We start from the raw sequence: 23,775 nt of genomic DNA on the forward strand, positions 1-23,775 counted from the left end.
CGGTGGCCGCGAAAGGCCGTGGCATGACCGCCCGTGTGCTCGTCCGTACCGCCGTCCTGCTCGCCCTGCCTGGAGCCGGGTGCGCGGCCGCGCCCGCCGACGTCGCCGTCGAGTCGCCGGGCGGGGGAGCCGCGGTGGCCGGGGCCGTGCCGGCGCGGGCTGCCGGGCCGGCGCAGGCGGCGGGGCTGACGCTGCCGCTCGACGCGTACGCGTTCAGCGCCGCCGAGGACCAGCTGCTCGGCCGGGCCGCTGCGGCGCACGTACGCGACTGCGCCGCGAGGCTGGGCCTCGACGCCGCGGCCGTCGACCCGCTGCCGTTCGGCACCGCCGCCGAGTCGGCATCGGCCGCGGCCGGCCGCCACGACCGCCGGTACGCCGTCGCCGACCCCGAGATCGCCGCCACGCACGGCTACCACCCGCCGTCCACCGTCGACGTGCGGCGCGAGTTCTACGAGGCGCACACCGACGCCGAGCTGGCGGTCCTGGTCGGCGTGACGGCCGGCGGCGCCCCGGCCGCGCGCGACGGCGTCCCCGAGGGCGGCTGCATCGGCGCGGCGGCACGCGCCACGGCGGTCGCCGACGAGGCTGCGCTGCGGGCCGGCCAGGACCTGGTCTCCGCCGTCCAGTCCGAGGCCTGGCACGCCGCACTCGCCGATCCTCGGGTGCTCGACGCGTTCGCGGCCTGGTCGGCGTGCATGGCCGACGCGGGGTATCGGTACGCCGCGCCCATGGACGCCAACGACGACCCGCGCTGGTGGACGTCCGAGACGGCCGGCCCCGAAGAGATCGCCACCGCCGTCGCCGACGTCGCCTGCAAGGAGTCCACCGGCCTGATCCCCGCCTGGTCCGCCGTCGAGGCCGACTACCAGGCCCGGTTCATTGCGGCCAACCAAGCGGAGCTGGACGCCTACCGCGCGCTGCTCGACCAGCAGGTGTCCGCCGTGTCCACGGCCAGGTGATCAGGGCCCACACCGCGGCGATGAGCACCGTCTCGACCACCACGTACCAGGGCCAAGGACCGAACAGGTCGAGCACCGACGCCGAGTCCGGCTTGGCGTTGAGGAAGCCGTAGTTCGTGTCGGCCGCCACGTTGAACGTGAACACCGTCACCGCCCACACCGCCGTCGCCGTCACCGCCACTCGGTACGAGTCCCAGCCGGGCCGGATCCCCAGCCCCCACGTCAGGAAGATCGCCGCGACGACGGTCATGCCGTGCATCGACCAGTAGAGGATGAACGCGGGGTCGGGGAACTCAGCGTCGAGATCCGGGGTGAGGATCGGCTGGATGCTGAGGGTGATGCCCCAGTAGAACGTCAGCGCGGCCGACCACCGCCGGCGCGTCAGGAGCGCGTGGATCGCCGCCAGCCAGGCCAAGTCGCACAGCTGTATCGGCAACGAGAGGCCCACGTCGAAGCGGCCGGGCAGGTTGAAGTACACCTGCAGCGGCAGCGTCAGTGCCAGGAAGACGAGCGCGAACCCGGCGCTGAGCCGGTCCGCCCCGCGGGTGCCGCGGGCCGCGCGTCCCCGCCGCACCAGCCACCAGGCCAGAGCGGCCAGGACCACCAGTACGGCCACGTGGGAGGGGCCATACGGCGTGAAGGTGTCGCCCGGCATCGATACCGCTCCCACCCTGTACGGTTCCCGTCCGGCGCGAGGTCATGCGCGTGGGCAGCCGATCGCAGCCGCGTTCGTAAGCGTGTTCGGGCGGAGTGTGTCGGCGGTCGGGCATAGGCTGGGTGCGCCAGCGCCAAGCGAGTGAGAAGGCGAGTGTGACCCGCCGGCAATGAGTGCCCTGTTCGACGACCTCACCCTGACCGAGGCGGCCCAGCCGAACAAGCCGGTCAAGCGGCGGTCTCGCGACCCCGAAGCGCTGCTCGGCGGCCTCAATGGGCCGCAGCGCGAGGCCGTGACCCACAAGGGGTCGCCGCTGCTCATCGTCGCCGGGGCGGGGTCGGGCAAGACGCGGGTGCTGACACGGCGCATCGCCTACCTGCTGGGTGAGCGCAACGCGCACCCGGGCTCCATTCTCGCCATCACGTTCACCAACAAGGCCGCCGGCGAGATGAAGGAGCGCGTCGCCGACCTCGTCGGGAAGCGCTCCGACATCATGTGGGTGTCCACGTTCCACTCCGCGTGCGTGCGCATCCTGCGGCGCGAGGCCAAGCACTTCGGCTACACCTCGTCGTTCTCCATCTACGACCAGGCCGACTCCCAGCGGCTGATGGCCATGGTGTGCCGCGAGCTCGACCTCGACCCGCGTCGCTACCAGCCGCGCCAGTTCAGCTACGCCATCAGCAACTTCAAGAACGAGCTGATCGACTACGAGACCGCGCTGGCCAGGGCCGACACCCACCACGAGAAGATGGTGGCCGAGGCGTACGAGCTGTACCAGCGCCGGCTCGCCGAGGCCAACGCGTTCGACTTCGACGACCTCATCATGACGACGGTGCACCTGCTGCAGGCGTTCCCCGACGTCGCGGAGAACTACCGGCGGCGGTTCCGGCACATCCTGGTCGACGAGTACCAGGACACCAACCATGCCCAGTACGTGCTGGTGCGCGAGCTGGTCGGCACCGGCGTCATCTCCGGAGAGGACGAGCCCGCGGTGCCGCCGGCCGAGCTGTGCGTGGTGGGCGACGCCGACCAGTCCATCTACGCGTTCCGCGGCGCCACCATCCGCAACATCCTCCAGTTCGAGGAGGACTACCCCGACACCCGGGTGATCCTGCTGGAGCAGAACTACCGCTCGACGCAGACCATCCTGTCCGCCGCCAACGCCGTCATCGCGCGCAACCCCGGCCGCAAGCCGAAGCGGCTGTGGAGCGACAGCGGGGACGGCGCCAAGATCGTCGGATACGTGGCCGACGACGAGCACGCCGAGGCGCAGTTCGTCGCCGACGAGATCGACCGGCTCACCGACGAGGGGCTGGTCAGGACCGGCGACGTCGCGGTGTTCTACCGCACCAACGCCCAGTCCCGCGTGCTGGAGGAGATCTTCGTCCGGGTCGGCCTGCCCTACCGCGTCGTCGGCGGCACCCGGTTCTACGAGCGGCGCGAGATCCGCGACGCGCTGGCGTACCTGCGGTTCCTGGCCAACCCCGAAGACTCCGTGTCGCTGCGGCGCATCCTCAACGTCCCGAAGCGCGGCATCGGCGACCGCGCCGAGGCCATGGTCGAGGCGCTGGCCCAGCGCGACCGGACGACGTTCTTCCAGGCGCTGCGCCGCGCGGCCGACGCGCCCGGCATCGCCACCCGCTCGGTCAACGCCATCGAGGGGTTCGTCGAACTGACCGACGAGCTGCGGGCGCTGGTCGACGACGGCGTCGGGCCGGCCGCCGTCCTCGAGGCGACGCTCGACCGCACCGGGTACGTCGCGGAGCTGTCCGAGTCCGACGACCCGCAAGACGAGACCCGCCTCGACAACCTCCGCGAGCTGGTCGCCGTCGCCGGAGAGTACGAGGCGAGCGAAGACTCCGACGGCTCGCTGTCCGGGTTCCTCGAGCAGGTCAGCCTGGTCGCCGACGCCGACGAGATCCCCGAGGGCGACGACCACGACGGCATGGTCACGCTGATGACGCTGCACACCGCCAAGGGCCTGGAATTCCCGGTGGTGTTCCTCACCGGCCTCGAGGACGGCGTCTTCCCGCACCAGCGCTCGCTCGGCGGCAACTCCCAAGAGCTCGAGGAGGAGCGCCGGCTCGCCTACGTGGGCATCACCCGGGCGCGCGAGCGGCTGTACCTGTCGCGGGCGTTGCTGCGCAGCGCGTGGGGATCGCCGGCGCACAACCCGGCATCGCGGTTCCTCGCCGAGATCCCCGACGAGCTGATCGACTGGCGCCGCACCGAGGCCGACCAGGTCAAGTGGAACACGCCGCCGCCACCGCGCCGGCAGCCGGTCAGTGGCCGGTCCAGCGGCGCCGGCAACCGGCCGGTCATCTCGCTGTCGCCCGGCGACCGCGTCACCCACGACGCGTTCGGCCTCGGCACTGTCGTCGCGACCAACGGCCAGGGTGAGCACGCGCAGGCCACCGTCGACTTCGGCGAGTCCGGGCTGAAGACGCTGCTGCTGCGCTACGCCCCGGTCGAGAAGCTCTGAGCCGGCTCCGCCACCCGCCGCCGCCCGTTCCGATACAGGACGACGGCGGCGGTGATGCTCGCGGCGGCCGGCGCGATGACGAGGGGCCAGACGATCACGGGTGACAGCACGTCGCCGAGCTGCTCGAACTGGTCAACCACGTCGCCAACGCCCGCGCCGCCGGCGACCGGGATTTCGAGGATCTCGGCCGTGCGCGCCTCGCCGACCTCACCGTCCACGTTGATCTTGGAGTAACCGGGGAGTTGCCGGGCGATTCGTCCGATTGATTCCCCGATTACTCCAAGATCAACGCGGACGTAGCGGCAGGAAAGGCGGCGCTGCGCGAAAGGCGGTGGGATCAGGCAGAGCGGCGGCGCTGGCGGTCGAGGGAGCGACGGACGCGGGCGCACAGCTGCGACGGACGGGCGAGATCGTCGGCCGTCACGCGGATGACCTCCCAGCCGTTGTCGCGCAGCACCTCGTCGCGAGCGATGTCGGTTCGCCAGCGTTTCCTGTTCGTCCGGTGGACGTCGCCCTCGTATTGGATGGCGACCTTGGCCTCCTCATACGCGAGGTCCGGCCGGCCGATCCAGCCGCCGTGATCGTCGAGCAGGTCGGGGTTGACCGCGGGCTCGGGCAGGCTCCCGTGGTCGACGAGGGTGAGCCGCAGCCGCGTCTCCTGCGGCGAGTCGACTCGGTTCCGGATCAGCCGGGCCAGCGACCGTGCCCGGACGATCCCGCGTCGCCGCCGAGCCGCGTCGGCAGTCTCGATGAGTCGTTCGGGCGTCGTCAGCCCGCGGCCCACCATCGCGTCGCCGACAACCACGAGGTCGACGTCGCCGAGCGTCAGGGACAGATCCAGCCACGTGCGCTCCGGCGTCGTGACTCGCAGGCCGCGGTGGATCGCGGCATCGTCCGGGCCGAGGCCCTCGTGTGGTTCCAGGCCCGGCCGCCGTCGCGGAACAGTCCCCGGCGGCACGATCACCTGCACCGACGATGGCGGCTCCACCGGCAGTCCGTACCACGCCGCAGCCGTCGCGCCGTACAGCGCCGCATCGGCCGGCAATGCCAGCATCCACGCCCGCACGGCCCGCTCGCCATCCAGCGGCGACCCGCGCTCGGCGTAGACGCAGCGGTGCACCCGGACGTAGGTGCGCCGGCGCAGCTGCTCTGGCGTGACGTCGCAGGCCCGGCCCGCCGCCAGCGTGAACGCCGTCCCACGCAATGGCGCGGGTACCGGAGTCGGCGTGGGCCCGGGCGGTCGACGTAGCGGCGGCATGCGTTCACCGTCGCCGTACGCACGGCCCGCCGCCAGGCCGGAACGGCGAAATGTGGACAACTCCGCCGGCCGGCCGCCCCTGTGGGTGGTCGGCACGCCGCCAGCCGGGTTGATCTTGGAGTAACCGGGGGATCAATCGGACGAATCCCCCGGCAACTCCCCGGTTACTCCAAGATCAACGGGGAATCGGTGGGAGAATTCAGACGCGGCGGAAGAGGAGGGCGCGCTTGACCTCCTGGATCGCCTTGGTCACTTCGATCCCTCGAGGACAAGCATCTGTGCAGTTGAACGTCGTGCGGCAGCGCCACACGCCGTCGCGGTCGTTGAGGATCTCGAGGCGCTGCTCGGCGCCCTCGTCACGCGAGTCGAAGATGAACCGGTGCGCTCCCACGATCGCCTGCGGGCCGAAGTACTGGCCGTCCGACCAGTACACGGGGCACGACGTGGTGCACGCGGCGCACATGATGCACTTCGTGGTGTCGTCGTAGCGGGCGCGGTCCTCGGGCGACTGACGCCGCTCGCGCGACGGCTCATTTCCGCTCGTGATCAGAAAGGGAAGAACAGACTTGTAGGCCTCGAAGAACGGGTCCATGTCGACCACGAGGTCCTTGAGCACCGCGAGGCCCTTGATCGGCTCGACGGTGATCGGCTTGTGGAGTTCCAAATCCTTGAGGAGAGTCTTACACGCCAGCCGGTTGCGGCCGTTGATGCGCATCGCGTCAGAGCCGCAGATGCCGTGCGCGCACGACCGCCGGAACGTCAGCGACCCGTCGATCTCCCACTTGATCTTGTGCAGCGCGTCGAGCACCCGGTCGGTGCCGTGCATGGTGACCGTGTGGTCCTCCCAGCGCGGCTCGGTGTCAGTCTCCGGGTTGAACCGGCGCAGCCGCAGCGTGACCTGGAAGGACGGGATTGCGCCGGCGACCGGCGCCTCGGCAACTGCAGTCATCAGAACTTGCGCTCCATCGGCTGGTATCGGGTGACGACGACGGGCTTGAAGTCCAGCCGGACTACGTCGCCCTCATCGGAGCGGTACGCCATGGTGTGGCGCATGTAGTTGACGTCGTCCCGGTTCTGGTAGTCCTCGCGGAAGTGGCCGCCGCGCGACTCCTTGCGCTCCAGGGCGCCGACGACGATGACCTCGGCGAGGTCGAGCAGGAAGCCGAGCTCGACCGCCTCGAGCAGGTCGGTGTTGAACCGGCGGCCCTTGTCCTGCACGGACACGTTCGCGTAGCGGGCCTTCAGCGCGTGGATGTCAGAGAGCGCCTGCTTCAGCGTCGCCTCCGAACGGAACACCTGGGCATTCGCGTCCATCGTCTCCTGCAGCTCGCGGCGCAGGACGGCGACCCGCTCGCCGTCGGCGCGGTCACGGATCCCCTCCAGCAGCGCCTCGGTGTCCGCCGACGGCGCGTCCGGCAGCTCGACCAGCGGCGCCTTCGCGGCGAACTCCGCCGCCGCGATGCCGGCCCGCCGGCCGAAGACGTTGATGTCCAGCAGCGAGTTCGTGCCCAGCCGGTTCGCACCGTGGACGCTCACGCAGGCCACCTCGCCGGCGGCGTACAGGCCGGGGACGACGTGGGTGTTGTCGGCAAGCACCTCGGCGTCGATGGTCGTCGGCATGCCGCCCATCGCGTAGTGCGCCGTCGGGAAGACCGGCACCGGCTCGGTGTACGGCTCGACGCCCAGGTAGGTGCGGGCGAACTCGGTGATGTCGGGCAGCTTGGCATCGATGTGCGACGGCTCGAGGTGGGTGAGGTCGAGCAGCACGTAGTCCTTGTTCGGGCCGGCGCCGCGGCCCTCGCGGACCTCGTTGGCCATCGCCCGGGCGACGACGTCGCGCGGCGCGAGGTCCTTCAGCGTCGGGGCGTAGCGCTCCATGAACCGCTCGCCCTCGCTGTTGCGCAGGATCGCACCCTCGCCGCGGGCCGCCTCGGACAGCAGAATGCCCAGGCCGGCGAGGCCCGTCGGGTGGAACTGGAAGAACTCCATGTCTTCCAGCGGCAGCCCGCGCCGGAGCGCGATGGCCATGCCGTCGCCGGTCAGCGTGTGCGCGTTCGACGTGGTCTTGTACACCTTGCCGGCGCCGCCGGTCGCGAACACGACCGCCTTCGCGCGGAACACGTGGATCTCGCCGGTGGCCAGCTCGTACGCCACCACGCCGGCCGTGCGCCGGACGCCGTCGACCTCGGTGAACAGCAGATCCAGCACGTAGAACTCGTTGAAGAACTCGACCTCGCGCTTGATGCACTGCTGGTAGAGCGTCTGCAGGATCATGTGGCCGGTGCGGTCGGCGGCGTAGCAGGACCGGCGGACGGCGGCCTCGCCGTGCTTGCGGGTGTGCCCGCCGAAGCGGCGCTGGTCGATCAGGCCGTCGGGCGTGCGGTTGAACGGCAGTCCCATCTTCTCCAGGTCGAGGACGGCGTCGATGGCCTCCTTCGCCATCACCTCGGCGGCGTCCTGGTCGACCAGGAAGTCACCGCCCTTGACGGTGTCGAAGGTGTGCCACTCCCAGTTGTCCTCCTCGACGTTGGCCAGCGCGGCGCACATGCCGCCCTGGGCCGCGCCGGTGTGCGACCGGGTCGGATAGAGCTTGGTCAGCACGGCGGTGCGGACCCGCTGGCCGGCCTCGAGCGCCGCGCGCATCCCGGCGCCGCCGGCACCGACGATCACCACGTCGTACTGATGGGTCTGCATGGAAACTCGCCTCTCTACGGCTGAGCGCTACGGCACCGGGCAGAACGACGGCAACAGGTCGGCAGCCGCGTCCGGCGGGCACGGGTCGAACGTGAAGATCACCAGCGTCCCGAGCACGATGGTGATGGTGGTGGCCGTGTACAGCCCGACCTTCAGCCACAGCCGCACCTGGTCGCGCTCGGCGTAGTCGTTGATGATCGTGCGCAGCCCGTTGGTGCCGTGCAGCATCGCCAGCCACAGCATCATCAGGTCCCACACCTGCCAGACCGGGTCGGCCCACTTGCCGGCCACGAAGCCGAAGTCGAGCGCGTTGATGCCGTCGCCGGTCATCAGGTTCACGAACAGGTGCGTGAAGATCAGGATGACCAGCAGCACGCCGGACGCGCGCATGAACATCCACGCGTACAGCTCGGTGTTGGTGCGGCCGCGCAGCCGGCGCGGTGTCCGCGGGGCGGGAATCGTCGTCGTCATCGCGTCAGCCCCCGAACACGTGGGAGAGGTGGCGGATCGTGAACGGCACCATCAGCACCACCCAGAGGACCAGGACGGTGGCGAACATGTGCTTCTGGTAGCGCGGCCCCTTCGACCAGAAGTCCACGAGGACGATGCGCAGGCCGTTGAACGCGTGGAACACCACGGCGGCCACCAGCCCGACCTCCAGGAGCCCGACGATCGGGTTCTTGTAGGTGTCGATCACCTCGTTGTACGCCTCCGGCGACACCCGGACGAGCGCGGTGTCGAGGATGTGCGCGAAGAGGAAGAAGAAGATGCCGATTCCGGTGACCCGGTGGGCCACCCACGACCACATGCCTTCACGGCCGCGATAGAGCGTGCCAGCAGGCGCCTTGGGCACGAACGTGCTGCCTTCCGATTGCGACGGGGGACGGCCGGGCGTCCGCGCTCGGCCGCCGCTCATGCTAGCTCCGCCGCAAGGGTCAGGTCCGTGGTCAATCTCACGTCTGACCTGTTCAGGGCATTGTTCGGGCCGTGACATCCCTCACTGAGGGTCTCCTAACAAACCGAAGATCTTGCTGTTCGGTGCAATGCTGGTGCAGTCCGGTTCGTCCTGTCGGTGAAGGGAGTACGGCCGGCGACGGGAGGAGAGCGATGGTGCTCACCGCGAGCGACACGGCGGCGCTCCAGCAGCTCGCCCGCGACGAGCTGCCGGGACTGTACGCGCTCGCCCGGCGGCTCGCGGGGCGCAACGATGCCGAGGACGTCGTGCAGGAGGCCCTGCTGCGGGCCTGCCAGGCGTTCGGTTCGCTCCGGGATCACCAGGCCGGCGCCCGATGGCTGCGGGTCATTCTCGCCAATGTCTGGCGTGACCGTGTCCGCAAGGACCTCCGCGCGCCTCGCGAGCTCCCGGTCGACGACGTCGAGCGGTTCTCGCTCTACCGGACGCTCGTCGAGGAGGACCCGTTCCCTTACTCGGACAGTCTTCACCTGGACTTCCTGAGTGCGTTCACCGATGACGACGTGGACACGGTTCTCGATCGGCTGCCACCTCGCTACCGTGCGCCGCTCGTCCTTCGTTACGTCGAGGGCTTCGCGACAGCGCAGATCGCCCGGATGCTCGAGCTGCCGCTCGGGACGGTCCTGTCGCAACTTCATCGCGGCCGGAGGCTGTTCGAGCGGGAGATGTGGAACTACGCCGCCGAGTGCGGCCTCCTCCCTGATCAGGGCGGCGCCCGGGCCGGGGAACGCGAGGGAGGGGGTCCGAGGTGGAGCGCATGATCAGCTGCGGTGAGGCCGTCCGGCACCTCTGGGAGTTCCTCGATCGGGGACTGTCTGACGAGAACCAGCGCGCGGTCGAAGAGCATCTGGCCTGGTGCGTTCGGTGCTGCGGTGAGCTGGAGTTCGCCCGGAGCCTGCGGCAGCTGCTGCGGACGACGGCCGAGGGCGGGGTCCCCGACGATGTCCGGAACCGGCTGTCGCGGTTCATCGACGACCTCGATCACATCGACTGAGCCGTGGGGCCCATGGAGAGATGAACGGCGACCTGATGTTCCAGGAGGAGATCCGGGCCAAGGTCCGCGACGCCTACGGTGCCATCCCCGCCGGGGCCGGACGGGCCATGGCCCAGCGGTTCTATTCGGATGAGGAGTTGTCCTCGATCCCCGAGCGTGCGGTCGACTGGGCGCTCGGCGTCGGGAACCCCGTCCGGTACGCCGGACTGTCGCCGGGTGACGTCGTGCTCGACGTGGGGTGCGGCGGAGGCATCGACACAGTCCTCGCGGCCCGTCGCGTCGGTCCGGCCGGCCGGGTCATCGGGTTGGACATGCTCGCGGAGATGTGCGACCGGGCCCGCGAAACGGCGGAGGAGGCGGGCGTCGGAGCGTCGTGTGAGTTCACGACCGGTCTGATGGAAGACATGCCGCTGCCCGACGCCTCGGTGGACGTCGTCGTGTCGAACGGGGTCATCAACCTCTCGCCCCGCAAGAGCCGCGTCCTCGCGGAGATCGTCCGCGTGCTGGTCCCGGGTGGACGTCTCTGCGTCGCCGACCTGACGGTCGAGGACGACCTGCCGGCCGAGGTGCTCACCAGTGACGCCGCGTGGGCCGGGTGCATCTCCGGCGCCCTGTCCGAGCGCGTGTTCGCGAAGAAGCTGGATCACGCCGGACTGGTCGGCGTCGAGATGAACGAGCAGGTCCCGTTCGGCCTCGCCGACGTAGCGCTGTATCCGTTGTTCACTCCGGCGGTGCTGGAGCTCATGGCGCGCGTCATCCCCGAGGGACGACGCGACCGCGTGGCCGTCGGGCTGATCGTCCGCGCCGCCAAGCCGGAGTCCTGAACCGCGCGGGACGGGCACGCAATATCCGCGCCGTCCGAACGTCCTCCCCAGCGAAGGATCAGTACGAAGGGGGAGGTCGTCATGGCGACGGAAACGATGCGGACGGGAGTTCACCGCCAGGCACGAGTCGGGTCGGGGCTGATGGCGCTGGCGGGGCTCGGGTTCATCGGATACGGGGTGATCTTCTTCATCCTCAACTTCTCCGACCAGTTCCTCGAACTCGGCATCTCCACCGACGAGGTTCCGGTCACGCGTGACCAGATCAAGGAGTTCAGCCCGGAGCTGTTCGAGTACATCTCGCACCTGCACATCGCGATCGCCGGCTTCCTGATCGCGCTGGGCGTGGCGGTGGCAGCACTGTCATGGGTGGGTGTGGGAAGCGGGCAGCGCTGGGCGTGGTGGACCGCTGTGGCGTCAGCGGTGCTGGCCGTCGGCATCGCCCTTCCCGCGCACTACCCCAACGACTTCGACACGATCGAGCACCTCGGCCTCATCTACCTGGCGGTCGCGATCTTCGTCGTCGGCGCCGTGCTCACCCTGCGGGTCGCGGTGCCACGTCCGGGCGCACACTGACAGGGAAGGGGACCAGCCGTGAGCACGATGCTCACCGTCGATCCAGGACAGCTCCGGGCCTCGGTCACGGAGAAGTACGCCGAGTTGGCGCGGCACCCGGCGGGCGGGTTCCACTTCCACACGGGCCGGCGGCTCGCCAGGCTCCTGGACTACGACGCCGCACTGGTCGAGTCGCTGCCCGACCGCGCGGTCGAGTCCTTCGCCGGTGTGGCCAACCCGTTCTCGCTCGGGCCGCTCGGTCAGGGCGAGCACGTCGTCGACATCGGTTCAGGCGGCGGCTTCGACACCTTCGTCGCCGCCTGTCTCGTCGGCGCCGACGGCCACGTGGTGGGCGTGGACATGACGCCCGCCATGCTGGCCAAGTCGCGCGAGACCGCGCGCCTCATGGCGTTCGGCCAGGTCGAGTTCCGCGAGGGGCTCGCCGAAGGATTGCCGGTCGCCGACGGCTGGGCGGACGTCGTCATCTCCAACGGCGTGTTCAATCTCGTCGCCGACAAGACGCTGGCCCTGGCGGAGGCCTTCCGGATTCTGCGGCCGGGCGGCCGGTTGCGGATCGCCGACATCGCTCTCGGGCGGCCAGTACCAGCGGCGGCGGCCTGCTCGATCGACCTCTGGACCGACTGCATCGCGGGCGGGTTGTCCGTCGACGACTGGCGGGGCCTGCTGACGACCGCCGGCTTCGCCGACATCCGAGTCGGGCCGGCGGTCGACACCTTCGGTGGTGCACCGGGGGAGCGCAACGCCCGCCGGTACGAGGTCTTCGGCTATCCGTTCGCCGCGCGCAAGCCGGGCTGAGCGGTGCGGCGGTCCGCTACGCCGCGGGAGCCGCCAGCCGCTTGCGTGCGATCGCCGTCGCGTAGTGCTCGAGGAGCTGGTCGCAGATCGCCTCCCACGACCGCCCGTACACCGACTCGCGGGCGGCGGCGGCCATCCGGACCCGGCGGACCGGGTCGGCGGCGATCCGCCCCACCGCGTGCCGCAGCTGGTCGCCGTCGCCGGTGTCGACGAGGTAGCCGGACCAGCCGTGATCGACGAGGTCGGTCGGGCCGCCGGCGTTCGGCGCCACGACGGGGACGCCGGAGGCCAGCGCCTCCTGGACAGCCTGGCAGAACGTCTCGGCCGGGCCCGTGTGCACGAACACGTCGAGGCTGGCGTAGGCCTTGGAGAGCGCCTGGCCGGTGCGAAAGCCGAGGAACGCGGCGTCGGGCAGCGCGGCCCGCAGCGACTGCTCGCTCGGCCCGCCGCCGACGATGGCCAGCTGGACGCCCGGCAGCCCGGCCAGCGCGGTGAGCGAGGCGACGTGCTTCTCCGGCGCCAGCCGCCCGACGTAGCCGACGATGACCTCGCCGTTCGGTGCCAGCTCGCGGCGCAGCTCGTCGTCGCGGTGGGCCGGGTGGAAGCGGACGAGGTCGACCCCGCGGCCCCAGCGGGCCAGCCGCGGGAAGCCGTGCGCGGCCAGCTGCCGCAGGCTCGCCGTCGACGGCGCAAGCGTGAGGTCGGCCTGCTCGTGGATGCGGCGCATCCAGGACCAGATGGCGTCGTCGCCGATGGTGCGCCAGAGCCGGTAGCCGCGGGCGAACCCGGCGAGGTCTGTCTGGTAGACGGCGACCGTCGGCAGCCCCAGCCGGGTGGCCGCGTTCATGCCGGCCTTGCCCAGCCACACCGGTGCCGCCAGGTGCACCACGTCGGGCTCGAAGTCGCGCAGGATCCGGCTGATGCGCCGCCGGGTGGAGATCCCGACGATGCTGTCGTCGTTGCCCGGGAGTGCGAACGACGGCACCCGTCGCACCTGGTGGCCGTCGTACTCCGACACGCCCTCGCCGGGGGCGATCACGAGGCCGGTGTGGCCACGTCGCGTGAGATGCTCCGCGACGCGGCATACCGAGTTCGTGACGCCGTTGATCTGGGGGAGGAACGACTCAGCGACGATCGCTACCCTCATGCCCGCAACCATGCGGGCGCCCGGTGGCGCGACGGGGATGGCCGCATGAACGGCGGTTGACGCTATGGCGTCGGCTGATCCGTGTCCGACCCTTCGAGACGCAAGGTTCTCACTATGAGAGACGCATGGTGACGCTGAGTGATGACAGCCAGCAAGATCGATACTACGGGTGCGCCCACGGGTCTGACGGGGCTCGGGTGTCTCGGTACTGCCAGGCGACTGGGGAGTAGCGAGTGACGGTTGACATCGGAACACCTGCACGCGTGTTGCTGGTCGGGAAGCGGGTACGCGTCCTCGACGAACTGGGCCGGGCGTTACGCGAGGCGGGCATGGTGGTCCGCGAGGAGACCGATGCCGAACGGGTGCGCTACGGCGTCGACGGCGCCAGCATCGACATCCTGGCGCTGGGCCGGGCGGTCACCGGCCCGAAGCGCGACCGGATGATCTCGTCGCTGAAGGCGCAGAACCCCATGCTGCGGGTCGTCGACGGCCTCGCGCCGATCCCGTCGATCATCGTGGCGCAGATCCGCGAGGTCGTGACGGCGCCCAACCGCGACACCCGCATCGTCGGCGCGGCCGCCTACGAGTCCGGCGACAACAGCATCGTGCTGGTGCTGCGCCGGCCCGCCCACCTGGACGTCACATTGCACCGGCTGGACCCGCTCTACCGGGTGCACGAGACAGACGTCTACACCGGCCCGCTCGACCGCGGCCGGCAGCGGCTGCCGCTGGGCCGCCGGGTCGGCCGGGGCGAGCGGTTCCTCGTGGTCGAGGCCGACGACGAGACGACGGTGCATCCGCTCGGCTGAGCGCCGAGGTTGTGCAGAAAGTCACCACCCACACTCGTCGCCGGGTCACTACCGTGGACAGCACCATGAGCACCACGGAGTCCGGGCTGCCCATCGAGCCCGTCTACGGTCCGGATGCGCTGGACGGATGGCCGGCGGCGCAGCGGCTCGGTGCGCCCGGCGAGTACCCGTTCACCCGCGGCGTCTACCCGACCATGTACACCGGCCGGCCGTGGACGATGCGGCAGTACGCCGGGTTCGGCACGGCCGCCGAGTCGAACCGCCGTTATCACCAGCTGGTCGAGGCCGGCACCGGCGGGCTGTCCGTCGCCTTCGACCTGCCCACGCAGATGGGGTACGACTCCGACGCGCCGGTCGCGGCGGGCGAGGTCGGCAAGGTCGGCGTGGCGATCGACTCGATCGAGGACATGCGCGTGCTGTTCGACGGGATCCCGCTTGCCGAGGTGTCGACGTCGATGACGATCAACGCGCCGGCGGCGCTGTTGTTGCTGCTCTACCAGCTGGTGGGGCGCGAGCAGGGCGTGGACGGCGACCGGCTGACCGGCACCATCCAGAACGACGTGCTCAAGGAGTACATCGCCCGCGGCACCTACATCTACCCGCCGGCGGCGTCATTGCGGCTGACCAGCGACATCTTCGGCTACTGCCGGCGCGAGCTGCCGCGCTGGAACAGCATCTCGATCTCCGGCTACCACATGGCCGAGGCCGGCGCGACGCCCGTGCAGGAGGTCGCGTTCACGCTGGCCAACGCGCGCGAGTATGTGCGCGCGGCGCTGTCGGCCGGGCTGGGCGTCGACGAGTTCGCGCCACGGCTGTCCTTCTTCTTCGTGTCGCGGACGACGATCCTCGAGGAGGTCGCGAAGTTCCGTGCCGCCCGGCGCATCTGGGCCCGGGTCATGCGCGACGAGTTCGGTGCGACGAACCCGAAGTCGCAGATGCTGCGGTTCCACACCCAGACGGCCGGCGTGCAGCTGACGGCGCAGCAGCCCGAGGTCAACCTGGTCCGGGTGGCGGTGCAGGCGCTGGCCGCGGTGCTCGGCGGCACCCAGTCGCTGCACACGAACTCCTACGACGAGGCCATCGCGCTGCCGACGGAGAAGGCGGCTCGGCTGGCGCTGCGCACGCAGCAGGTGCTGGCCTACGAGACCGACGTCACCCGCACTGTCGACCCGTTCGCCGGCTCGTACGCCGTCGAGTCCCTCACCGACGAGCTCGAGGCGGCCACCGTCGCGCTGATGACGCAGGTCGAGGACATGGGCGGCGCCGTCGCGGCGATCGAGCGCGGCTTCCAGAAGAACCAGATCGAGCACTCCGCGTACGACGTCGCCAAGCAGATCGACGCCGGCGAGCGCACGATCGTCGGCGTCAACCGGTTCCTCAGCAACGACGAGGAGCCGTACGAGCCGCTGCGGGTCGACCCCGCGATCGAGCAGGCGCAGGCGGAGCGGCTCGCGCGGTTGCGCGAGGAGCGCGACGGCGACGCCGTGGCTCGCGCGCTGGACGCCCTGCGCACGGCCGCCGCGGGGACGGACAACGTGCTGGTCCCGATGCGCGAGGCGCTGGCCGCCCGGGCCACCGTCGGTGAGGTCTGCGACGCGCTGCGCGAGGTCTGGGGGACGTACGAGCCGCCCACCGGCATTTGAGCCCTCTGTCAGGGGCGGAACATACGATGTGGCCGTCCGCACGTCGACGGAGGTCCTCATGAGCCGACGCACGCTGGTGCCGGGCGCCACCGTGCTCGCGTTCCTGCTCTCCGCGTCCTGCTCATCGGCCGGCGACGAGCCGGAGAGCCTCACCGACGAGCCGTCCACGGGCGCCGTGACGACGTCCGCGTCCGCCCCGCCGCCGGGTGGGGGCGATTCGCCCGACGGTGGCCCTTCCGGCCCCGCCCCGGAGCCCGGCGCCACGTTCACCCCGCCGTACCTGCCGCCCGACGAGGAACGCGTCATCGAGCTCCCCAGCGAGCTGCCGATCGAGCCGCCCGACGGCGCCACCGACGAGGAGCGCGCGGTGCTGCAGGCCGCCGGACGGTTCATGGCCAGCTGGGACGCCATCCTGTTCGGCGCCGGCGACGAAGAGTCCGGCATTCTGCGTACCGCTGTCGACCCGCAGCTGGGCCGGCTGCTCAACTATCTCGTCGAGTCGGTCTCGAAGCAGCGGGTCATCGTCGGCGAGCCGACGGAGATCGAGCTGCGCGACGTCACGGTCGGCGACAGCACCGCCGAGGTCGACATCTGCACGATCATGCGCGACTGGGTCCAGTACACCGGCGGCACGCCCGAACCGCAGCCTGAAGTCGAGCGGCTGCTGCTGACGATGACGCTGGTCGACGGCGCCTGGCTGGCCTCCGACACCGAGCAGGCCGACCCCGAACCCTGCGAGTGAGACGGACTCCTGACGGCGTCCGTCGCCGATGGTCAAGCCCAGGTCCGCCCGATATGACCGAAACCATCCGCGCCGACGTCGTGGGCACAGACGTCTGGGCCGAGGTGATCGCCACCGACGGGCTGTCGATCGCGTCGCCAAACGCGTCGGCTGGAGCGACGTTCCGGGCGCCTTCGCTGTGCGGCGGTTCGACAGCGACTTGGTCACGGATGTATCTCGGCTGCTCAGCGCGCGTTCAATCGGCGAGATCGGCGGTTAGCCTACGGCTTGGATCCGTAGCGATTTCGGCACCACCGGATACGAGTGGCACGGCCGATCGACCATCTGGGGCCTGGAGGGGCAGATGAACAAGAGGTTTCGGCTCGCCGCTGCGGTGAGCGCGGTCGCGCTCGCGGTGGCGGCCTGTGGTGAGGCTCCGGACGAAGAGGGCGGCGACGGCACGGCGACCGGCGACGGCGGCGGCGACTTCACCGCGTGCATGGTCTCCGACCAGGGCGGCATCAACGACAAGTCGTTCAACGAGACCTCGTACAACGGCCTCGTGCTGGCCCAGGAAGAGGGCATCATCCCGGAGCCGAAATTCGCCGAGTCGCAGTCCGACGCCGACTACGGCCCCAACGTCGACGCGATGGTGCAGGACGACTGCGGGCTCATCGTCACCGTCGGCTTCCTGCTGGCCGACGCCACCCGCGAGGCGGCCGAGGCCAACCCCGAGGAGCAGTTCGCGATCGTCGACTTCCAGTACGTCGACGAAACCGGCGCGCCGGCCCCGATCGACAACGTCAAGCCGCTGGTGTTCAACACGCATGAGGCGGCGTTCCTCGCCGGCTACGCGTCGGCCTCCTACTCCAAGACCGGCATCGTCGGCACCTGGGGCGGCGCGAAGATCCCGACCGTCACCATCTTCATGGACGGCTTCTACGACGGCGTCCAGTACCACAACGAGCAGAAGGGCACCCAGGTCCAGGTGCTCGGCTGGGACAAGGCAACCCAGGAGGGCCAGTTCGTCGGCGACTTCGCCAACACCGGCCTCGCCCGGCAGATCAGCGACAACCTGATCAGCCAGGGCGCCGACGTCCTGCACCCGGTCGCCGGCCCGCTGGCCGAGAGCGCGGCCATCGCGGCGCAGGCGGCCGGCGACGTCGCGGTCGTGTGGGCCGACTCCGACGGCTTCGAGTCCGCGCCCGACTACGGCGACGTCATCCTGACCTCGGTCCTCAAGGGCATGGACCAGGCCGTCCTCGCGGCGACGCAGGAGGCGGCGGACGACGCGTTCACCAACGAGCCGTTCGTCGGCACGCTGGAGAACGGCGGCGTCGGCATCGCGCCGTTCCACGACTTCGACGCCGAGATCTCCCAGGAGACGAAGGACGAGCTGGCGCAGATCCAGGAGCAGATCATCTCCGGCGAGCTCGTCGTCGAGTCGGACGCGGCGTTCTCCTGACAGCTCGGCACGGCCACCCCGAACGGCCAACTCACTTTTCCCTCGTCGGACTCGCCACCGCCTGGGACCTCGCGGTCGGCGTCGGTCCGTCCCCGGGGCCGTTCGGGGTACCGTCGTGCTCACATCGCTCGTACCACGAGGAGGGTGGTCCGGCCGTTGAAGCTCGAACTGCACGGCATCACCAAGCGCTTCGGCAGCCTGGTGGCCAACGATTCCATCGACCTGGTGGTCGAGCCGGGTGAGATCCACTGCCTGCTCGGAGAGAACGGCGCCGGCAAGAGCACGCTGATGAACGTGCTGTACGGCCTGTACCAACCCGACGACGGCCAGATCGTCGTCGACGACCAGAAGGTCGCCTTCTCCGGCCCCGGCGACGCCATGGCCGCCGGCATCGGCATGGTCCACCAGCACTTCATGCTGGTCCCCGTGTTCACCGTCGCCGAGAACGTCATGCTGGGCCAGGAGCACGTCGGCGCCGGCGGGCTGCTCGACATGGACGCCGCCCGGCGCGACGTCCGCGAGATCTCCGAGCGGTACGGCTTCAACGTCGACCCCGACGCCTACGTCGAGGACCTCCCCGTCGGCGTCCAGCAGCGGGTCGAGATCATCAAGGCGCTGGTCCGCAAGGCTGACGTGCTCATCCTCGACGAGCCGACCGCGGTGCTGACGCCGCAGGAGACCGACGAGCTGATCGCGATCATGCGCCAGCTCAAGGCCGACGGCACGTCGATCGTGTTCATTACGCACAAGCTGCGCGAGGTCAAGGCCATCGCCGACCGCATCACCGTCATCCGCCGCGGCACCGTCGTCGGCGAGGCGTCGCCGGACGCGTCGGAGAACGAGCTGGCCTCGATGATGGTCGGCCGCGCCGTCAGCCTCACCGTCGACAAGGCGCCGGCCGAGCCCGGCGACGTCGTGTTCTCCGTCACCGACCTCAGCGTGGTCGACGATCGCGGCGCCGCCGTCGTCGATCACGTCTCCTTCGACGTGCGCGGCGGCGAGATCCTCGCCGTCGGCGGCGTCCAGGGCAACGGCCAGACCGAGCTGGTCGAGGCGATCCTCGGCGTGCAGGAGCACGTCACCGGGTCGATCCGGCTCGGCGGCAAGGAGCTGCTCGGCCGCGGCGTCGACGACGTGCTGGAGGCCGGGGTCGGGTTCGTGCCCGAGGACCGCACCGTCGACGGCATCGTCTCCAGTTTCTCCGTCGCCGAGAACCTCGTCCTCGACCTCTACAAGCGGGCGCCGTTCGCCCGCGGGCTGTCGCTGCGCGGCCCGGAGCTGGCCCGCAACGCCCAGCGGCGGGTCGAGGAGTTCGACATCCGCACCAGCAGCATCGACGCCCCGGCAGGGACGCTGTCCGGCGGCAACCAGCAGAAGGTCGTCGTCGCGCGCGAGCTCTCCCGGCCGCTGAAGCTGTTCATCGCCGCCCAGCCGACCCGCGGCCTCGACGTCGGCTCCATCGAGTTCGTGCACAAGCGCATCGTGGGCGAGCGCGACCAGGGCACGCCGGTCATCATCGTCTCCACCGAGCTCGACGAGATCAGCGCGCTGGCCGACCGCATCGCCGTCATGTACCGCGGCCGCGTCGTCGGCATCGTTCCCGGCGACACCGACCGCGACGTGCTCGGCCTGATGATGGCCGGTATCGCGCCGGACGAGGCGCAGGCCGAGGCCGAGGCGCACCCGACGGAGGTCGAGCACGCCGGCGAGGACATCGCCGGCGACCCGAAGGACGGACAGCCGTGACCGACACCAAGCCCCCGGCGGCCGCGCCCGAGGAGCAGCCGAAGCCGCCCGCCGAGGAGACGTTCTTCCAGCGGTTCATGCGGGAGCTGACCAGCGGCAGCATCCTGGTGACGATCCTGTCGGTGGTGCTGGCGCTGCTCATCGGCGCCGTGCTGATCGCGGCGTCCGACCCCGACGTGCAGGACCGCGCGGGTTACTTCTTCTCCCGTCCCGGCGACACGTTCGAGGCCGCCTGGAACTCGGTGAGCAACGCCTACAGCGCGCTGTTCACCGGGTCGATCATCGACATCAACGAGTACACCGTCGGCCGGGCACTGCGCCCGCTGGCGGAGACCGCGACCAACGCCGCGCCGCTCATCGCCGCCGGCCTGGGCGTGGCGCTGGCCTTCCGGGCCGGCCTGTTCAACATCGGCGCCGAGGGCCAGATCATCCTGGGCGCCATCCTGGCCGGCTATGTCGGCTTCGGCTGGCAGCTGCCGACCGGCCTGCACCTGATCGTCGGCGTGCTGGCCGGCATCGTGGGCGGCGCCGTCTGGGGCGGGGTCGTCGGCCTGCTGAAGGCGCGCACCGGCGCCCACGAGGTCATCGTCACGATCATGCTCAACTACGTGGCGCGGTTCCTCATCGCCTACCTGCTGACGACGGCGGCGTTCCAGCGGCCCGGCGCGGCCAACCCCGTCAGCCCGATCGTCGACGAGTCCGCGCAGCTGCCGCGGTTCTTCGACGACTCCCGGCTGCACCTGGGGTTCGTGTTGGTCATCCTGGCCGCCTTCGGCGTGTGGTGGCTGCTCGAGCGCAGCACGATGGGCTTCGAGTTCCGCGCCGTCGGCGCCAACCCGACCGCCGCGCGCACCGCCGGCATGTCCGTCAGCCGCACGTACATCTGGGTCATGCTGCTGGCCGGCGGGCTGGCCGGGCTCGCGGGCGTCATGCAGGTGCTCGGCACCGAGCGGTACCTCACGACCGGCATCTCCGGCGGCCTCGGCTTCGACGCGATCACCGTCGCGCTGCTCGGCCGGGCCAGCCCGTGGGGGACGGTGGCCGCCGGCCTGCTGTTCGGCGCGCTGCGCGCCGGAGGTGTGCCGATGCAGGCGGGCACCGGGACCCCGATCGACATCATCCTGGTCATCCAGTCGCTGATCGTGCTGTTCATCGCGGCGCCGCCGCTGGTCCGGGCGATCTTCCGGGTGAAGGTGCGCGCGGCCGGGCAGCCGGTCGCCGGGCTGCAGAGGGGGTGGGGCGCGTGAGCGCGCAGACGATGACCGCGCCGCCGACGGCCGGCGCCGAACTCGCCGTCCGGCCGAGCTGGAAGGCGCCCATCGCGTTCGCCGTCCTGGCGCTGGTCGCGCTGATCACCTTCGGCATCCTCGGCGAGTCCGGCCAGACCAGCACGTTCGGCATCTCGACCGGCTCGGACGCCTGGCAGATCGACCCGCTGGCGCTGTCGTCGCGGCCGGTCGCGCTCGGCCTGTCGCTGGTGTGCGTCGTCATCGCGGCGTACGCGGCCTGGCTGGTGCGCGCCGGTCAGGCGGTGCCGGTCTGGCTGACGGTGTTGTTCGCTGTCGCGTTCGTGCTGGCGTTCCTCGTCTGGGCGGTGGCCGGCGAGCAGATCTCGTTCACGTCGCTGCTGCAGGGCGCGCTGGCGCTGTCGGTGCCGCTGGTGTTCGGCGCGCTGTCGGGTGTGCTGTGCGAGCGGGCCGGCGTCATCAACATCGCCATCGAGGGCCAGCTGCTGGCCGGCGCATTCCTGTCCGCCGTCGTCGCGACGCTGACCGGCAACCTCTACGTCGGGCTGATCGCTGCCGTCGTGGCCGGACTGCTGGTGGCGTTCGTGCTGGCGGTGTTCGCGATCAAGTACATCGTCAACCAGATCATCGTCGGCGTCGTGCTGAACGTGTTGGTGCTGGGCGTGACGAACTTCCTGTACGGCCAGCTGCTGGCGCCCGAGGCGGGCACCTGGAACAGCCCGGGCACGCTGCCGCGGGTGGAGATCCCGCTGCTCAACGAGATCCCGGTGATCGGGCCGGTGGTGTTCGAGCAGACGATCATCGTCTACGCCATGTACGTCACGGTGATCCTGGTGCACATCGCGCTGTTCCGCACCCGCTGGGGGCTGCGCGTCCGCGCCGTCGGCGAGCACCCGAAGGCCGCCGACACGCTGGGCATCCGCGTCAACACGGTGCGGTTCCGCAACGTCCTGCTGGGCGGGGCGGTGGCTGGGCTCGGCGGCGCGTTCTTCACGCTCGGCAACGTCGGCGCGTTCAGCCGGGAGATGTCGGCCGGCCAGGGCTTCATCGCGCTGGCCGCGATGATCTTCGGCCGGTGGAGTCCGCTGGGCGCGCTCGGGGCGGCGCTGCTGTTCGGGTTCGCGAACAACCTGCAGAGCGTGCTCGGCATCATCGGCACGCCGATCCCCAGCGAGTTCATGCTGATGCTGCCGTACATCCTGACGATCTTCGCGGTCGCCGGGCTGGTCGGCCGGGTCCGGGCGCCGGCCGCCGACGGCGAGCCGTACGTGAAGTCGTGACCGGGTCGGGCGGCGGGCCGGACGGCGGCGCGGGCGGCGGCCCGGACGTCGACTGGGCCGCGTTGCGCGCGGCCGCCGTCGAGGTGGCCGCGCGCGCCTATGCGCCGTACTCCGGGTTCCCGGTCGGCGCGGCGGCGTTGGTCGACGACGGCCGCGTCGTCACCGGCTGCAACGTCGAGAACGCCGCGTACGGCGTCACGCTGTGCGCGGAGTGCGGGCTGGTGTCGTCGCTGGTCGCCGGCGGTGGCGGCCGGCTGGTCGCGTTCACCTGCGTCGGCGGGACGGACCAGCGGCTGACCATGCCTTGCGGCCGCTGCCGCCAGCTGTTGTGGGAGCACGGCGGCGCGGCGCTGTTGGTCGAGACGCCGCTCGGGCTCCAGACGATGGACCAGGTGCTGCCGCAGGCGTTCGGGCCGGAGGAGCTGCCGTCGCGTCCTTAGGGCGGCGGTGTGTCGGTCCCCGCCCGTAGGGTGGGATCCCCGCCCAGCCGGGCGGGGTCCGCCCGCGACCGTCCCCGGGAGTCGCCCATGGAGCTGCAGACCGCGCGTGAAATCAAGGCCCAACTCCGCCGCCGGACGGCGGCGCTCGCCGCCCCGCCCCGTCCGCACACCCCCACCGGCGGCGTGGCCGTCGGCGTCTGCGTCGTCGGCCCCGCCACCTACGGGGTCGCCGTCCGCACTTTCGGCTCCTCCGAGCTGGCCGACGCCGTCGTCCAGGCCGGCCGCGAACTGGCCGGCGACGAGTGCGACGTCCGCGACGTCGGCGTCGTCCGCGCTTACCAGTGGGACGCCGCGGAGCTGCAGCAACGGCAGCGGCCGCTGCGGCCGGGGCTGTCGGTCTCGCACCTCGACGTGACGGCGGGGACCATCGGCGCGTTCGTCGTGGACGGCTCCGGCGCCAGGCTCGTGCTGTCGAACAACCACGTGCTTGCCGACTCCGATCGCGGCGCGCTGGGCGATGTCGTCGTCCAGCCCGGGGTGGCCGACGGCGGCACGGCGGCCGGCGACCGCATCGGCGTCCTCAACGGCGTCGTCGCGCTCGACCCGGTGGCGCCCAACCTCGTCGACGCCGCGACGGCCCGGCTCGACGACGGCGTCGAGGTGTCGGCCGAGTATCCCGCCGGGGCGCTGGCCGGCTGGGCCGCCGTCACCGACGACATCGAGGTCGAGAAGGCCGGCCGCACCACTGGAGTGACGCGGGGCCGGGTCAGCGCCATCGAGGTCGACGGCATCAGCGTCCAGTACCCGTCCGGCGTCCTCGACTTCGACGACCAGATCGAGGTCACCGGCGGCGGCTCGGCCGGCTTCTCCTCCGGCGGCGACAGCGGCTCGCTGGTCTACCGGCCGGACACCCGCGAGGCGGTCGGCCTGCTGTTCGCCGGCAGCGACACAGGTGGTCCCAACGGGCAAGGGCTCACCTACTGCAACCCGATCGGCACGGTCTTGGAGCGGCTGGGCGTCCGGCTCGCGTGAGATCGGACGGCGGCAGTTCGCCGTGGGGGTCGACCGCT

Annotated in this window: 24 protein-coding genes; 16 read left to right on the plus strand and 8 right to left on the minus strand. The window is 70.9% G+C overall.

All coding sequences use genetic code 11. The features are described 5' to 3' along the window. Positions 1-23: 23 nt before the first annotated feature. Positions 24-959: a hypothetical protein gene (locus tag E1262_RS04690; protein ID WP_132101853.1), complete on the plus strand. Its 936-nt coding sequence runs from the start codon at positions 24-26 to the stop codon at positions 957-959. Here the strand turns inward: E1262_RS04690 and E1262_RS04695 are convergent. Continuing rightward, the gene (locus tag E1262_RS04695; RefSeq protein ID WP_132101854.1) at positions 877-1,614 is read right to left on the minus strand and encodes a YwaF family protein; all 738 of its coding nucleotides are present in this window, start codon (positions 1,612-1,614) and stop codon (positions 877-879) included. The genes E1262_RS04690 and E1262_RS04695 overlap by 83 nt on opposite strands. 169 nt (positions 1,615-1,783) lie before the next feature. On the opposite strand from E1262_RS04695, the gene pcrA reads away from it, so the two are divergent. Beyond that, entirely contained in the window at positions 1,784-4,096 is a 2,313-nt protein-coding gene (pcrA, locus tag E1262_RS04700; RefSeq protein WP_132101855.1) for a DNA helicase PcrA, read from the plus strand. Here the strand turns inward: pcrA and E1262_RS04705 are convergent. From E1262_RS04705 to sdhC, 6 genes are all read right to left on the minus strand, one after another. Then, positions 4,072-4,314, minus strand: coding sequence for a hypothetical protein (locus E1262_RS04705; RefSeq protein ID WP_132101856.1), 243 nt, complete (start codon positions 4,312-4,314; stop codon positions 4,072-4,074). The two genes, pcrA and E1262_RS04705, sit on opposite strands and share 25 nt — an antisense overlap. A 119-nt stretch (positions 4,315-4,433) precedes the next feature. Next, entirely contained in the window at positions 4,434-5,354 is a 921-nt protein-coding gene (locus E1262_RS04710) for a type IV toxin-antitoxin system AbiEi family antitoxin (RefSeq protein WP_132101857.1), read from the minus strand. A 199-nt stretch (positions 5,355-5,553) separates the two neighbouring features. Beyond that, positions 5,554-6,303 carry a succinate dehydrogenase iron-sulfur subunit gene (locus E1262_RS04715; RefSeq protein WP_132101858.1) on the minus strand — a complete coding sequence of 250 codons (750 nt, stop codon included), beginning with the start codon at positions 6,301-6,303 and terminating at the stop codon, positions 5,554-5,556. Further along, on the minus strand, positions 6,303-8,048 hold the full coding sequence (gene sdhA, locus E1262_RS04720; protein WP_132101859.1) for a succinate dehydrogenase flavoprotein subunit: 1,746 nt from the start codon (positions 8,046-8,048) through the stop codon (positions 6,303-6,305). Before sdhA ends, E1262_RS04715 begins: the two co-directional genes overlap by 1 nt. 27 nt (positions 8,049-8,075) lie before the next feature. After that, complete coding sequence (locus E1262_RS04725; protein ID WP_132101860.1) at positions 8,076-8,519, minus strand: succinate dehydrogenase hydrophobic membrane anchor subunit; 444 nt, start codon at positions 8,517-8,519, stop codon at positions 8,076-8,078. A gap of 4 nt (positions 8,520-8,523) precedes the next feature. Then, positions 8,524-8,901 carry a succinate dehydrogenase, cytochrome b556 subunit gene (gene sdhC, locus E1262_RS04730; protein WP_132101943.1) on the minus strand — a complete coding sequence of 126 codons (378 nt, stop codon included), beginning with the start codon at positions 8,899-8,901 and terminating at the stop codon, positions 8,524-8,526. A gap of 254 nt (positions 8,902-9,155) precedes the next feature. On the opposite strand from sdhC, the gene E1262_RS04735 reads away from it, so the two are divergent. From E1262_RS04735 to E1262_RS04755, 5 genes are all read left to right on the plus strand, one after another. Further along, positions 9,156-9,782 carry an RNA polymerase sigma factor gene (locus E1262_RS04735; protein ID WP_132101861.1) on the plus strand — a complete coding sequence of 209 codons (627 nt, stop codon included), beginning with the start codon at positions 9,156-9,158 and terminating at the stop codon, positions 9,780-9,782. Further along, complete coding sequence (locus tag E1262_RS04740) at positions 9,779-10,015, plus strand: anti-sigma factor family protein (protein WP_132101862.1); 237 nt, start codon at positions 9,779-9,781, stop codon at positions 10,013-10,015. The genes E1262_RS04735 and E1262_RS04740 overlap by 4 nt, the downstream gene beginning before the upstream one ends. Before the next feature lie 20 nt (positions 10,016-10,035). Next, complete coding sequence (locus tag E1262_RS04745; protein ID WP_132101863.1) at positions 10,036-10,839, plus strand: methyltransferase domain-containing protein; 804 nt, start codon at positions 10,036-10,038, stop codon at positions 10,837-10,839. 81 nt (positions 10,840-10,920) lie between these two features. Next, positions 10,921-11,412: a hypothetical protein gene (locus E1262_RS04750; RefSeq protein ID WP_132101864.1), complete on the plus strand. Its 492-nt coding sequence runs from the start codon at positions 10,921-10,923 to the stop codon at positions 11,410-11,412. Between the two features lie 18 nt (positions 11,413-11,430). Then, positions 11,431-12,207 (plus strand): methyltransferase domain-containing protein, encoded by a 777-nt coding sequence (locus E1262_RS04755; protein ID WP_132101865.1) that lies wholly within the window; start codon positions 11,431-11,433, stop codon positions 12,205-12,207. Between the two features lie 16 nt (positions 12,208-12,223). On the opposite strand, the gene E1262_RS04760 is transcribed toward E1262_RS04755, so the two are convergent. Next, the gene (locus E1262_RS04760; protein ID WP_132101866.1) at positions 12,224-13,354 is read right to left on the minus strand and encodes a glycosyltransferase family 4 protein; all 1,131 of its coding nucleotides are present in this window, start codon (positions 13,352-13,354) and stop codon (positions 12,224-12,226) included. A 233-nt stretch (positions 13,355-13,587) separates the two neighbouring features. Between E1262_RS04760 and E1262_RS04765 the strand changes: the two genes are divergently transcribed. The 9 genes from E1262_RS04765 (at position 13,588) to E1262_RS04805 (ending at position 23,737) form a co-directional block, all read left to right on the plus strand. Further along, a complete protein-coding gene (locus E1262_RS04765) occupies positions 13,588-14,163 on the plus strand; it encodes a hypothetical protein (protein ID WP_132101867.1) in 576 nt (191 codons plus the stop codon). 65 nt (positions 14,164-14,228) lie between these two features. Beyond that, positions 14,229-15,806, plus strand: a complete 1,578-nt coding sequence (locus E1262_RS04770; protein WP_132101868.1) for an acyl-CoA mutase large subunit family protein — start codon at positions 14,229-14,231, stop codon at positions 15,804-15,806. 58 nt (positions 15,807-15,864) lie between these two features. Beyond that, positions 15,865-16,548 (plus strand): hypothetical protein, encoded by a 684-nt coding sequence (locus E1262_RS04775; RefSeq protein ID WP_132101869.1) that lies wholly within the window; start codon positions 15,865-15,867, stop codon positions 16,546-16,548. A gap of 343 nt (positions 16,549-16,891) precedes the next feature. After that, positions 16,892-17,992, plus strand: coding sequence for a BMP family lipoprotein (locus E1262_RS04780; RefSeq protein WP_132101870.1), 1,101 nt, complete (start codon positions 16,892-16,894; stop codon positions 17,990-17,992). A 156-nt stretch (positions 17,993-18,148) separates the two neighbouring features. Beyond that, entirely contained in the window at positions 18,149-19,738 is a 1,590-nt protein-coding gene (locus tag E1262_RS04785; RefSeq protein ID WP_132101871.1) for an ABC transporter ATP-binding protein, read from the plus strand. Continuing rightward, positions 19,735-20,985, plus strand: a complete 1,251-nt coding sequence (locus E1262_RS04790) for an ABC transporter permease (protein WP_203453538.1) — start codon at positions 19,735-19,737, stop codon at positions 20,983-20,985. The genes E1262_RS04785 and E1262_RS04790 overlap by 4 nt, the downstream gene beginning before the upstream one ends. 11 nt (positions 20,986-20,996) lie before the next feature. Next, positions 20,997-22,265, plus strand: a complete 1,269-nt coding sequence (locus tag E1262_RS04795; protein ID WP_132101944.1) for an ABC transporter permease — start codon at positions 20,997-20,999, stop codon at positions 22,263-22,265. Then, positions 22,262-22,705, plus strand: coding sequence for a cytidine deaminase (locus tag E1262_RS04800; RefSeq protein ID WP_132101872.1), 444 nt, complete (start codon positions 22,262-22,264; stop codon positions 22,703-22,705). Before E1262_RS04795 ends, E1262_RS04800 begins: the two co-directional genes overlap by 4 nt. A gap of 87 nt (positions 22,706-22,792) precedes the next feature. Beyond that, the gene (locus E1262_RS04805) at positions 22,793-23,737 is read left to right on the plus strand and encodes a hypothetical protein (RefSeq protein WP_132101873.1); all 945 of its coding nucleotides are present in this window, start codon (positions 22,793-22,795) and stop codon (positions 23,735-23,737) included. Positions 23,738-23,775 lie beyond the last annotated feature (38 nt).

It is taken from the genome of Jiangella aurantiaca (assembly GCF_004349105.1).
Classification (GTDB): domain Bacteria; phylum Actinomycetota; class Actinomycetes; order Jiangellales; family Jiangellaceae; genus Jiangella; species Jiangella aurantiaca.